Source organism: Sorangium sp. So ce834 (assembly GCF_051521425.1).
GTDB lineage: Bacteria > Myxococcota_A > Polyangia > Polyangiales > Polyangiaceae > Sorangium > Sorangium cellulosum_D.
Genome location: NZ_CP150351.1, coordinates 3,171,588 through 3,183,912, shown reverse-complemented (window position 1 = coordinate 3,183,912; position 12,325 = coordinate 3,171,588). Strand labels below are relative to the sequence as shown.

Annotated in this window: 10 protein-coding genes; 6 read left to right on the top strand and 4 right to left on the bottom strand. The window is 71.8% G+C overall.

Features of this window, described 5'->3' with window-relative positions:
- The first annotated feature begins 12 nt into the window (after positions 1-12).
- The 3 genes from WMF20_RS11465 to WMF20_RS11455 all read left to right on the top strand — a co-directional run bounded on the left by WMF20_RS11465 (position 13) and on the right by WMF20_RS11455 (position 5,376).
- On the top strand, positions 13-1,872 hold the full coding sequence (locus tag WMF20_RS11465) for an SUMF1/EgtB/PvdO family nonheme iron enzyme (RefSeq protein WP_437613185.1): 1,860 nt from the start codon (positions 13-15) through the stop codon (positions 1,870-1,872).
- A gap of 245 nt (positions 1,873-2,117) precedes the next feature.
- Complete coding sequence (locus WMF20_RS11460) at positions 2,118-4,118, top strand: L,D-transpeptidase family protein (protein WP_437613183.1); 2,001 nt, start codon at positions 2,118-2,120, stop codon at positions 4,116-4,118.
- Positions 4,119-4,191: 73 nt separating this feature from the next.
- Complete coding sequence (locus tag WMF20_RS11455; RefSeq protein ID WP_437613181.1) at positions 4,192-5,376, top strand: acyl-CoA dehydrogenase family protein; 1,185 nt, start codon at positions 4,192-4,194, stop codon at positions 5,374-5,376.
- Positions 5,377-5,538: 162 nt separating this feature from the next.
- Here the strand turns inward: WMF20_RS11455 and WMF20_RS11450 are convergent, their stop codons facing one another.
- Both WMF20_RS11450 and rplC read right to left on the bottom strand, forming a co-directional pair.
- Positions 5,539-6,156 carry an SAM-dependent methyltransferase gene (locus WMF20_RS11450; RefSeq protein ID WP_437613179.1) on the bottom strand — a complete coding sequence of 206 codons (618 nt, stop codon included), beginning with the start codon at positions 6,154-6,156 and terminating at the stop codon, positions 5,539-5,541.
- Between the two features lie 77 nt (positions 6,157-6,233).
- Positions 6,234-6,935 carry a 50S ribosomal protein L3 gene (rplC, locus tag WMF20_RS11445; protein WP_129574374.1) on the bottom strand — a complete coding sequence of 234 codons (702 nt, stop codon included), beginning with the start codon at positions 6,933-6,935 and terminating at the stop codon, positions 6,234-6,236.
- Positions 6,936-7,376: 441 nt separating this feature from the next.
- Here rplC and WMF20_RS11440 point away from each other — a divergent pair, with 441 nt between their 5' ends.
- Positions 7,377-7,880, top strand: a complete 504-nt coding sequence (locus WMF20_RS11440) for a hypothetical protein (RefSeq protein WP_437613177.1) — start codon at positions 7,377-7,379, stop codon at positions 7,878-7,880.
- Between the two features lie 43 nt (positions 7,881-7,923).
- Here WMF20_RS11440 and WMF20_RS11435 read toward each other — a convergent pair whose 3' ends face one another.
- Both WMF20_RS11435 and WMF20_RS11430 read right to left on the bottom strand, forming a co-directional pair.
- The gene (locus tag WMF20_RS11435) at positions 7,924-8,322 is read right to left on the bottom strand and encodes a cupredoxin domain-containing protein (RefSeq protein ID WP_129574372.1); all 399 of its coding nucleotides are present in this window, start codon (positions 8,320-8,322) and stop codon (positions 7,924-7,926) included.
- Between the two features lie 150 nt (positions 8,323-8,472).
- Positions 8,473-9,219 (bottom strand): Bax inhibitor-1/YccA family protein, encoded by a 747-nt coding sequence (locus WMF20_RS11430; RefSeq protein WP_129574371.1) that lies wholly within the window; start codon positions 9,217-9,219, stop codon positions 8,473-8,475.
- 527 nt (positions 9,220-9,746) lie between these two features.
- Between WMF20_RS11430 and WMF20_RS11425 the strand changes: the two genes are divergently transcribed.
- Together WMF20_RS11425 and WMF20_RS11420 are read left to right on the top strand one after the other, a co-directional pair.
- Positions 9,747-10,868, top strand: a complete 1,122-nt coding sequence (locus WMF20_RS11425) for a DUF4419 domain-containing protein (RefSeq protein ID WP_437613174.1) — start codon at positions 9,747-9,749, stop codon at positions 10,866-10,868.
- Between the two features lie 157 nt (positions 10,869-11,025).
- Positions 11,026-12,279: a hypothetical protein gene (locus WMF20_RS11420; protein WP_129574369.1), complete on the top strand. Its 1,254-nt coding sequence runs from the start codon at positions 11,026-11,028 to the stop codon at positions 12,277-12,279.
- Positions 12,280-12,325: the final 46 nt, after the last annotated feature.

Genomic DNA, 12,325 nt, shown 5'->3' with positions numbered 1-12,325 from the left:
TCGGAGAGCATCATGAGGAATCGCACGTTCGTGAGAGGGAATCGGCATCTTCTCCCGGCCTACCTCGCCGCGGCATCCGGCGCGGCGGCCGCCGGGTGCGTCGGCGCGCCGGGCGCGGGCGACGAGCTCGTCGACGAAGCGCAGCAGGCGGTGATGACCTGCGTGACGCTCCAGCGCGCCGGGACGACGGGCACGGTCAAGGACGTGACGATCCATGAGTCGTCTCGCGGCTATTCGGACAATGGGCCCAACATGAATGTTGGCGTGACCTCCGGGACGACCCCGACGCGTATGTTCGGGCTGATGGGGTTCGACCTCTCGTCCATTCCCTCTGACGCCAGCATCATCTCGGCGAACCTCGCCGTGAACCTCGGCGGTGCGACGGCCGAGGTGGTCCGCGTACACCGGGTCACGCTGCCCTGGGAGGAGACCACCGCGAAGTGGAGCACGCACGGGGAGGCATGGGATCCTGAGGTCCTCGGGACCATCACGACGAGCGGGGGATTCGCCTACGGCTACAAGGCGGTCAACATCACGGCGCTCGTGCAGAGCTGGGTGAACGGCGCCGTTGCGAACAACGGCGTTCTCTTCGAGCAGACCGCGAATAGCACCGACATCCGGACCAGCGAGAACACGAACACCATCTGGGAGGAGCGACGTCCGAAGCTCACGGTCTGTTATGACAGCGCGACGGGCTCCGGATCGAGCTCCACGGCCTCCAGCACGTCCAGCACCTCCGCTTCCAGCACGTCGGCCTCCAGCACCTCCGCTTCCAGCACGTCGGCCTCCAGCACCTCCGCTTCCAGCACGTCGGCCTCCAGCACCTCCGCTTCCAGCTCGGGCTCCGGCGGCGCGGGCGGCGCCGGGGGTGCCGGCGGCGCGGGCGGCGCCGGGGGTGCCGGCGGCGCGGGCGGTGCAGGCGGCGGAGGCGGGGGCGGCGTACCCGGCCTGCCGATCAGCTGCAGCACCGATACGCCGGGCGCCGGCGAGAACTGCGGCCTCGAGGGCAGCGACAACTGCTGCTCGACCCTGCCGGTCCCGGGTGGGACGTTCAACCGGCTCAACCATCCGAGCCTCCCCGCGACGGTCAGCGACTTCTACCTCGACAAGTACATGGTCACGGTGGGGCGCTTCCGGCAGTACATCGAGCGGACCGGGGGCCCGACGCAGGCCAACCCGCCGCCCGCCGGCGCGGGCGCCCACCCGAAGATCCCGAACAGCGGCTGGGACCCGACGTGGAACTCGAAGCTCACGACCGACACGAACGCGCTCCGGACGGCGCTCATCTGCGAGCAGTGGGACTGGCCGTCGTGGAGCAACACCCCAGGAGCCGAGGAGAAGAAGCCGATCGTCTGCGCGACGTGGTACGAGCTGTTCGCGTTCTGCGCGTGGGACGGCGGCCGGCTGCCGACCCAGGCGGAGATCAACTACGTGTCTGCCGGCGGCAACGAGCAGCGCATCTATCCCTGGGGCGGGTCGAGCGTCGAGGACATCGAGATCGACGACGCCTCGTGGTGCTGCCAGGGCGACGGGTCGGTCGCGGGCGCCTGCAAGACGTCGTATCCCTCGCTCTACCCGTGCAGCCCGTCGGACCTCACCGAGGTCGGCAAATTCCCGAACGGCGCCGGGCGCTGGGGCCACATGGACCTGGCCGGCAACGCGTACAAGGCCACCCGCGACGGCTCGGACATCTATCAGCTGCTGACGCCCTGCAACGACTGCTCGCGGCTCGACAACAACTCCGCCACGCGCTTCATGCACGGCGGCAGCTTCCTGGCCGCCGGGTTCAAGCAGACGACGGACTATCAGGTGTCCTACCGGAACGACGATCGCCGCTACTACGTCACCGCCATGTGCGCGCGCGACCTGTGAGCTGAAGTCCGGCGGGCGCGGGCCCACCGCGCCGGTCCCCCCGCCTCCGCCGGCGTCCCCTCGCCTTCGCCGGTGTCCCCCCGCCTCCACCGGCGTCCCCTCGCCTCCGCCGGTGTCCCGGCCGCCGGCCGTCCCCGAGCTCCAGGCGAGCGCCTCGGCCGGCGAGGCGCCCGCTCCCGAGCCCGCGCATTCGCGAGAATCCCTCGAACTTGGCCCTCCCCCGCGCCTCTTGATACGCGCGCTCCATGCGCGTGCGAGGCTTTCTCCTGCTGCCGGCGATGGCGCTCTCGACGCTGAGCGTCAGCTGCCCGCGCCCTGCCTCCGAGCCGACGGCGTCGCCGGCGCCCGCGCCCGCGTCCGCGGTCACCGCGCCGCTCGCGGGGGCGGCGCCCTCGGTCGCTGCCCCTGCGCCCCCGGCCGCCGCGGAGGACGCGGCGCCGGCCGGCGCGGGCGTCACGGCGGTGCCGGGCGCTGAGGCCGCGGCCCCGAGCGGCGACCCGCTCGCCTTGCCGGCGCTGCCGCCGGAGCTCGTCGATGACGGATCCGACAGGCTCCCCGAGCTGGATCCGCCCCCGGTCACCTCGCCGACGGCGGCCGAGGAGGTCCACGAGCTCGCGAGCATCGCCCGGGAGACGTGGATCTTCGCCGAGCCGCGCTGGACCAGCCGGCGCATCGGATACCTGCGCGCCGGCGCCATCGTCGCGCGCCGGCCGGAGCCGTCCGGCAGGGAGTCGTGCGGCGGGGGCTGGTACCGCATCGAGCCGAACGGCTATGTCTGCATCGGCGCCAGCGCGACGCTGAACATCCACGACCTCGCGGTCGAGGCCTCGTCGCGCCGCCCGGTTCGCCGGTTCGCGCTGCCCGCTTCGCCGGCCGCCCGCGGCGAGGCCGCGCCGGCCGCGCCGAGCGCCAATGAGGGCGCGCCGGCCGCGCCGAGCGCCGGCGAGAGCGCGCCGGCCACCGTGCAGCCGGGCGACGCCGCTCCGAATGCCATGCAGGCCGGCGACGTCGCTCCGAATGCCGTGCAGGCAGGCGACGTCGCTCCGAATGCCGTGCAGGCAGGCGACGCCGCTCCGAACGCCGTGCAGCCGGGCGACACCGCCCCGAATGCCGCGCAGCCGGGCGAAACCTCGCCCGCCGCGCCGGAGGCGCGCGACGCGGCGGCCCTGCTCGGCGGGCTGCCCTACACGTACGTGATGTCGCGCTCCCCCACCCCGCCGCTCTACGCGCGCCTGCCGAGCGAGGACGAGCAGCGCAGCGCCGAGCCCGACCTCGGCGCGCACCTGCGCCGCGCCGCGGCCGCCGCGCGCGCGCCGGACTTCGTCGCCCCGCCGCCCCCCGACGCGACCCCTTCGGTCCTGCTCTACGGCCGTCCCGCGCCCGGCCTCGCCGGCGACCGCCGTTCGCCCGACGCGCTCGTCCTCGGCCGCGCCCGCACGCGCTCCGGCTTCGCGCTGCTCTCGACCTTCGACCACGACGGGCGCCGCTTCGGCCTGACCACCGACCTCGCCGTCCTGCCGCTCGACCGCACCCGCGTCATCCGGCCGAGCGCCTTCTCCGGGCTCCTGCTCCCCGAGGGCGTCGCCCTGCCCGTCGCCTTCGCCCGGCGCCGCCACGCCGCGCGCCTCGTCCCGGGCGAGCGCGGCGGCCTCGCCCGCGCCCCGCTCCGCTTCCGCGAGGCGATCCCGCTGTCCGGCGCCTCCCGGCGCGTCGCCGGCGTCGACTACCTCGAGGCGCGGGACGGCTCGCTCGTCCGCGCCGACGACGTCGTACGCGTCGATCCGCTCCCGAGGGCCCCTGCGTGGGCGGTGCGCGGGCGCAAGTGGATCGACGTCTCGATCAACCAGCAGAGCCTGGTCGCCTACGAGGGCGCTCGCCCGGTCTACGTGACCCTGGTCTCGACCGGCGCGGACGGCCTCGGCGACCCCGAGACGACGCGCTCGACCATCCAGGGGCTGTTCCGCATCCACACGAAGCACGTCACGGTCACGATGGATGGCGACGAGGAGGAAGAGGATCCTTTCGATTTCCGCGATGTACCGTTCGTCCAGTACTTCACCGGGGGCTTCGCGTTCCACGCCGCCTACTGGCACGACGATTTCGGCACCGCGCGCAGCCACGGCTGCGTGAACCTCTCCCCGCTCGACGCCGCCTGGCTCTTCGAGTGGACGACCCCCGAGGTGCCGGCCGACTGGCACGGCGCGCTCTCGCTGCGGAAGGGCACGCTCGTCTCCATCCGCCCCTGATCCGGCGGCGCGCGCCGGCGCTCTGCCCCTTCCGTCTTCCGCGCGCTCCGAAGGCACGCTACACGCTGGCCTCATGGCCACGCAGGAGCCCGTCTCGCTCGATCAGCTCATGGCGATCGATCCGCTGCTCTCCGACGAGGAGCGCATGATCCGCGACTCCGTCCGCCGCTTCGTGCGCGAGCGGTACCTTCCGCGCGCCGCGGACCTGTTCGCGCGGGAGGAGTTCGCGACCGACCTGATCCCCGAGATCGCCGCGCTCGGCCTGCTCGGCGGCTCGCTGACCGGCTACGGCTGCGCCGGCATGAGCTCGGTCGCTTACGGGCTCGCGCTGCAGGAGCTGGAGTACGGCGACAGCGGCCTGCGCAGCTTCGTCAGCGTGCAGGGCTCGCTGGCGATGTACCCGATCTGGAAATACGGCTCCGAGGAGCAGAAGCAGCGCTGGCTGCCGAGGATGGCCTCGGCCGAGCTGATCGGCTGCTTCGGCCTGACGGAGCCCGACAGCGGCTCGGACCCGAGCTCGATGAAGACGCGCGCCCGGAAGGACGGGAGCTCGTATGTGCTCACGGGCACGAAGATGTGGATCACGAGCGCGCCGATCGCGGACCTCTGCGTGGTGTGGGCCAAGGTGGATGACGGAGGCCCCGAGTCGATCCGCGGCTTCGTGGTGGAGCGGGGGATGAAGGGGCTGGAGACGCCGCTCATCCACGGCAAGATGAGCCTGCGCGCGAGCCCGACCGGGGAGATCGTGCTGAACGAGGTGCGCGTCCCGGAGGAGAACGCGCTGCCCGGGGTGGTCGGCCTGAGGGGCCCGCTCGGCTGCCTGACGCAGGCGCGCTTCGGGATCGCGTGGGGCGCGCTCGGCGCCGCGCGGGCCTGCTACGAGACGGCCGTGTCGTACGCGCGCGAGCGCGTCCAGTTCGGCCAGCCGATCGCGTCGCGGCAGCTCATCCAGGCGGAGCTCGTGGAGATGGCGACGGAGATCGCGAAGGGGCAGATCATGGCGCTGCACTTCGCGCGGCAGAAGGACGCGGGCGGGATCAGCCCGGTGCAGGTGTCGCTGTGCAAGCGGAACAACGTGGGCTGGGCGCTCAAGATCGCGCGGACCGCGCGGAGCGTGCTCGGCGCGAACGGGATCCTGCTCGATTATCCGGTGGTCCGGCACATGCTCAACCTGGAGAGCGTGTACACGTACGAGGGCACCGACGAGGTGCACTGCCTGATCCTCGGGAACGCGATCACGGGGCACAACGCGTTCTGAGGGGTGTTGGCAGAGGGCCGAAGAGGAGAGAGGATCGAACCGCCAAGGGAAGAGAGATGAGAATGATTGTTCTTCTCTCTTTTGCGGTTCAATCCCTCTTTACTTGGCATCCTCGGCGCCTTGGCGGCCCAAACGCTCGTCCCTCGAGAGGGCCCCGCTCCCCTACCCCGCCTTCCCCGCCGCCTTCCTTCGCAGCCCCACCAGGAAGATCTCCACGCTGTTCGCCCGCGTCCCCTCGGGCCGGATGCTCCGGACCTCCTCGCACAGGTTCCGCAGCGCGTCGCGGGCCTTCACGAAATCCTCGCTCATGAAGATCTTCCCGACGAACGCGCCGCCCGGCGCGAGCAGCGCCTCGGCCACGGCCACGGCGCGCATGAACAGCTCGTAGCTCCGCGCCTGGTCGGCGATCTTGCTGCCGCTCGTCGCGGGCGCCATGTCCGACAGCACCACGTCGTACGGCGCGAACTGCGCGAGCGCCTCGTTCGTCAGCGACAGCGCGTCCCCCTGCACCACCGTCGCCTGCGGGCCGAACGCCGCCGAGATCGGCGACAGATCCACCGCGAGCAGCCGCCCCGCCGCGCCGATCCGCTGCGCCGCGTACATCGACCACGAGCCGGGCGCCGCGCCCAGGTCGAGCACGCGCTGGCCAGGGCGGAGCAGCCGCACCCGGCGATCGATCTCCTCGAGCTTGAAGACGCTGCGCGCAGGGTAGCCCTGCGCCTTCGCCGCCTTCGTGAAGGCGTCCGGGCGCTTGTATGGGTTCTTGGGCTTCTGCGGCACGGTGCGACCGGAGGGCGCCGCCGGCGGGGCGCGCGCGCCCCCTCAGCGGCGCGCGCGCTCTCACCAGCGGGCGGGGATCAGCCGCCCTTCTTCTTGGTCGGCTGCTGCGCCGGCACGGGGAGCCCCTTGCCGCCGCGCTTCTTCACGGCGCCACGGATCGTGACCACCTGGTTCTTCGGGCCGGGGACCGGGCCCTCGATGAGGATGAGGTTGTCCTCGGGGAGGAGCTTCGCGATCTTCAGGTTGAGCGCGCTCACCGTCTCGTCGCCGTAGTGGCCGGGCATCTTCAGGCCGGGCAGCGTGCGGCCGGGGGTCATGTTCGTACCGATCGAGCCGCCGTGGCGGAAGTACTCGTGGGTGCCGTGCGAGTTCACCGCGCCGGCGAAGCTCCACCGCCGGATGACGCCGCTGAAGCCGCGGCCGCGCGAGCGGCCCTGCGCGTCCACGCGCTGGCCGACCTCGAAGATCTCGTCGACCTTGAGCGTCTGCCCGACCTCGAACTTCGCCGCGTGCTCGGGGGAGCAGCGCAGCTCGCGCACGACGCGCTTCGGCGTCTGCCCCGCCTTCTTGAACGCGCCCGCGAGCGGCTTCGTCGTGTGCCGCTCCGCCCGCTCGCCGAGGCCGAGGACGAGCGCGCTGTAGCCGTCCTTCTCGAGCGTGCGCTTGCCGACGACGACGCAGCCCGCCTGCACGACCGTGCAGCGCAGGACCTCGCCCGTCTCGCTGAAGATCTGCGTCATGCCGATCTTCTTGCCGATGATGCCGGGATGCTGATTCATGATGCGGTTGCCTTCTCGCTCCGTCTGGGGTGGCTCGGACTGCCTCCGCGCGCGCGGCACGCCGCGAGCGCGATCCCCTCGGCACGCCTCGGTCGCGAGCCGGTTCGGAGCGAAGAACCGGGGCGGTCGCCCGCCGGGTGCGTTGGGGGGCGCAGAGCTTACTCACGGCAAACCCAAAGGGAAGCGAAAGTTTCCGCTTCAAACGTGAGGTAATTCACTTTTTGCCCCGCCCGAGGGCGTGGCGGCCGCCGCACAAGCGCGGCGCGCCGTCCGCGAGGGTACCGCCGCAGGGCGCCGCGCCGTCAGCGCGACGCGCCGCCGCCGCTGAGGCCGCCCGGACATTGTCCGTCTCCCCGGACATTTCCTGTCCATCCCCGGCGTCGCCCCCCGGCGTCGCCGCTCCGGGGCGCAGGCCTCAAATTCTGCGTTCGGAGGTCATGGATGACAGACATCATCGCTCACGGTGAGCCGCGCGGCGTCGAGCGCCTCATGGATCGTTACTGGTTCCTGCTGAGGGGCGGGGCTCCCGGCGCCGGCGAGGGCGGCGCGGGGGTGGCCGGCACGCAGGTGGTCCGTGACGGCGAGTTCGTGGTGGTGAGCATCGAGGCGACGGCGCTCGGGTGGCCCGAGGGGACGCTGCTCTTCAGGTTCAGGTCGGAGTCGGCGCCCTGCGCCGCGTGCGTCGAGCGCGCGGCCGCGTTCGCGCGCCACCGGACGAGCGGCATGCTCGCCGCGAGCGACGTGCGCGAGATGCTCCGCTTCGCCGTGGCCCGGTGCGCCGCCGCGGGCGTCGACCTGGCCCACGCCGCCGCGCCGGCGGCGCGCGAGGCCGGCTCCCCCGCCGAGCCGGGCCGCGCCGAGGCGCCCGCCTCGGGGACGCGCCGCGCGGCGCGGGACGCCGGCGGCGCGAGGCGCTACGACGCCGAGCTCTGGCTCATCCTCTGACGGGTCCGCACGGCGCCGCGCCCCGGACGAGGGCACGGCCGCGTCACGAGCCGACCACGTTGATGGTCGCCTTGACCATCGCCATCCAGCACTGAAGCACCATCTTCCCTTCCTTCTCCGGGGTGATGGCCACCTCGACCGGCGTGTTCAGCGGCAGGTCCTTCTCGACCTTGAGATCGGGAATCGCGATCGCCTTCAGACACTCGCTCTTCGTCGTCCGCGTGAAGCGCAGCACCACCGGCTCTCCCTTCTTGAGCTCGATCGTCGACGGGGAGAAGCCGCTGTCGGTGACGGCGATGTCGATGCGCTTCACGCCCGCCGGCGCGGCGAGCTCGGCGGCCGCCACCGCCTTCGTCTCCTCGGCGGGCTTGCTGCAAGCGACGCCGGCGAGCGGCGACGACAGGAGGAGGGCGAGCGCGGCGGCGAAGAGCGGGCGACCCATGGTCCGCGCGTTCTTACCCGGCGCCCAGGGAACGTCAAGCCGCGCTCCCACGGGCGTCCGCCCCGGGCGCGCACGCGGTCACGGGACGGCGGAACGCAGGACGGCGGAGCGCAGGATCGCGCGCGGGCGCGCGCGCCGCGAGGGCGGCCGTCAGACGTGGCGGCCCGAGAGGATCTGCAGAATGGACGAGAAGAGGTTGATGAAGTTGAGGTAGAGGTCGAGCGCGCCGCCCACGGGGTCCTGCTCGTCCGAGTGGAGAAGGCGCGACGTGTTGTAGAGGACGTATCCCCCGAACACGAGCACCGACACGCTCGCGATCGCGAGCCCGAGGAGCGTGCTCCCGAGCAGGGCGTTGAGCAGCATGGCGCCGAGGACGACCATGGCGCCCATCACGAGCGAGCTGGCCAGGAACGACAGGTCCTCCTTCGAGAGGAGGACACCGAGCGTGAGGCTGCCGAACGTGAGGACCGTCAGGATGAACGTGTCCCGCACCGGGGCCGACGACAGGGTGCCGCCGAGGCCCGCCGCCACCTGGGCCATGTAGAGCGCGGGCGCCGTGGTGACGCCGAGGATCGCCGCCATCCCGAAGAGCGCGAGGACGTTGACGCCGGGGATGCGGCGCACCGCGCGGGCGCCGAACATCACGCCGAACACGATGAGCATCGAGACGATCGGGTGGCTCGCGAAGAGCTCCACCAGCGGCGGCATCGCGCCCCCCGCGGCCGCCTCCTCCGCGTCCGGCGCCCCGATGTACAGCGCGCACATGGCGCCCAGGGAGGACACGACCAGGCTCGCCGTGAAGAGCCCATAGACCTTCTTCAGAAAGTCGATCCGCAGCCCCGCCTTCGCGTTGGCCGGTGCCCCCGCCACGTACGAACCCGCCTGGCGTGAACTCATCTGCTGCGCTCCTCCTTCAAGCCGATCGCCGCGGCTGCGCGAGCGTCTAGTCGTGCACCATTCGCCACGGACGTGCAACACCGCTGCGGCGAGGCCCGCCGATGTCCGGCATCCGCGCTCGATCTACACCCAAATTACGCCCACAAGCATCCGTCATCCACGAAAAATCACATGCTCACGGCATCGCCCGCGCGCCGCGGCCACCCGGCGGGTCGTCGCGGCCACGCGCCACGCGCCACGCTCCACGCTCCACGCGGCGGTCGTCGGCGGCACGCCGCCGGCCCGGGGCGGCGCACGTCCGCGGCGCGCCCCGGCCGGTGCGCTCGTCCTGACCGCGGAGGCGAGCCGCCGTCGCGCCGCGAGCCTCCGTGATCGCTCCGTTTCATCCCGCGATGGCGGCGGTTTCATGCCGCGAGGCCGGCGTGGTGCGCACTCGCCGGCAGGTTGTCGCGCGCGGCACGCTCGTGTACGGAAGGAAGAGCGCCAGATCACGACGGCGTCGCGCCGGGCCAGGAGGACGAGGGGTCATGAACGTTACGACGATCGCCGTCGCGGAGGTCGAGCCAGCGACGGCGCCCTTGCCGGGGTTCGACAGCGCGGCCGCCGTGCAAAGCCTGCTGGTCGCGCCGATCGAGGCCTCCTACCGGCACCGGCTCCCGCTCGTGGGGCGCACCGACCTGCACCCGCTCGTCCAGGCGGCCTATACCGCCTTCACCCAGCGATATCCCCTCGTGATCTCGCCCGACGTGGTCTGGTTCTGCCTGGCGCGCGGCTTCACGCTCCACCTCGCCACGAGCGACGAGCAGCGGCGCCGCTTCCTCGCCGAAGACCGCGAGTTCGAGCTCGTCGTCGAGCGGCCGGACTTCGCCCTCGGCCAGGTGAACCCGTGGCCCGCATCGTTTCCGGATTTCTCCAGGCAGGTTTCAGCGCGGGTCGGGACGCTGCGGGATCTCGTGACAGCCAACTTCTCCACCACGGGTCCTGTCGAGCGGGTGTCGTCGGAGCTCACGGTGGCGACCCCGCTCGCGCCGCATTTCGACTGGGAGCCGCCGTTCCCGGGCGATCTCGTGTACCCGCAGCGCGGCATCCCGCGCGTGTACCTGCTCGGCACCTCCGACGACTGGCGCTGGGTGCGCCAGCGCGTGGCGATGCTCGGCGCCGTCGGACAGGAGCGCTGGACGCGCGCCCTCCTGCCCGTGCTCGACCAGATCGCCGCCTCGTCGGAGGGGCGCGCCGACAGGTCGTTCTGGCGCGCTTTCTTCCGCTACGAGAACCCGGCGGACGAGCTCACGGGGTGGATCCACGTGCTGTTTCCTTACCTGCGCGCCTGGCCCAACGACTACTTCGCCCCGAACCCCTATATCGAGAGCTGGCACGAGCGATGGCTGACGGCGGAGTCCCGCAGCGACGCGCTCGGGGGGCTCGGCAACCCGCAAGGGCCCGGGCTCGCCGAGATACCGCCCGGCCTGACGAGCGCCCAGCTGCGCTTCGTCGACCGGAGCCGCCGGCCACACCCCATGGAGTTCATCAGCGGCCTGATCGGCGTCACGCAGGACCCGCACTCGCTGGCGCTCATCCCCGAGTTCGTGTGGGCCGTGGTGCACCAAGCAGCCGAGTCGACCGCAGCGCGCCCCGCCGAGGCCTCCTGAGCCGCGCGCCCGCGCACGGCAGCGCACCGCGCGGGGCCCGAGGCGGGGACGCGGCGGGCGGTTCTGCATGGACGGCCGGCTCACCGTGACCTAGGATAGGGAGCCCGCCACGGGGCGACGCCATGCGTCGTTCCTCACGCTCGACACGGAGGCTCCAGTGCCCGGAGGCAAGTTCGCTCTTCTCGAAGTCCCCGATCTGAACGGCGGGCAACCGTCGTACCTGCGCCTCGGGGCCGCCGCGCCGCTCGGCGAGAGCGCGGGCGACGACCTCGCGGAGCGGATTCAGACCTTCACCGACGACACGCGCAAGCGCGACGGCTCGCCCGGCTTCGTGCCCGAGGGCGAGCGCCAGGCCGAGACGGCGAAGCTGCACACGAAGGGCGGCTGGCGCGATCACTCGGACGGCAACCGGATCTCGACGACCGGAGGCGACAAGGTCGAGGTGATCGGGGGCAATTACCGCCTGCTCATCCTCGGTCGCGGCGAGCACCAGGCCGGCTGGGACATCTCGGGCGGACACCTCACCGAGGTCAGCGAGACCTTCGGCGGCGGCACCACCATCGAGTGGGTGCAGAACTACGGCGGCACGTGGAAGGTCGTCGAAACGACCGTCAAGGGCGAGGTGCGCACCACCTACCACGGCGACGTCTACGACTATTATTACGGCAAGATCAAGCAGAGCCAGACGGGCACCGACACGTTCCCCACGCTGCAGGTCACCGACGACTACATCGACGACACGAACCCGCCCGACCCCCAGTCGATCCCCACGGAGAACCCGACGATCATCGATGAGACGTGGGCGAAGAGCATCTCGTCCTACACCGGCTCGGAGAAGCTGCCGGTCCCCACGATCACGAACGAGACCTGGGCGGAGGTGATGGTCTCGAAGACGAACGCCAAGTCCATGACCGACGAGACGACCGTCAAGGAAGCGTCGGTGTCCACGATGAAGGCCGAGTCGATCACGTCCTCCACCACGGTCGACGGGACCATGGAGGACACGACCACGGCGAAGACGATCCGGAACAAGACCACCGCGGACAAGATCATCTCGGAGACGCGCGCCGACACGAAGGACGAGATGTACGGAGACGCGGACTCGTACACGCAAGGCAACAGCAAGACCGTGGTCGACGGGATCGAGACGACGATCAACCTCGGCGTCGTGAACGAGGTCGTCCTCGGGGCGATGGTCGAGACGACGCTCGGCGGCGAGGTGACGTTCACGGCCGGGGGCTCCCTCGACGTGACCGTCGGCGCCAAGGTGGAGCTCAGCATGACCGCGAGCGTCGACTTCTCCGTCGGCCCCAAGCTCGAGCTGGGGACGGCCGGCGTGGAGCTCCACACCAGCAAGACCGAGGTCGCGCTCAAGCACACGGTCCTCTCGGCGTTCAACCTCTTCTTCTGAGGGCGCGGGCGGCGAGCACCACGCTCGACGCGCCCACCGGATACGG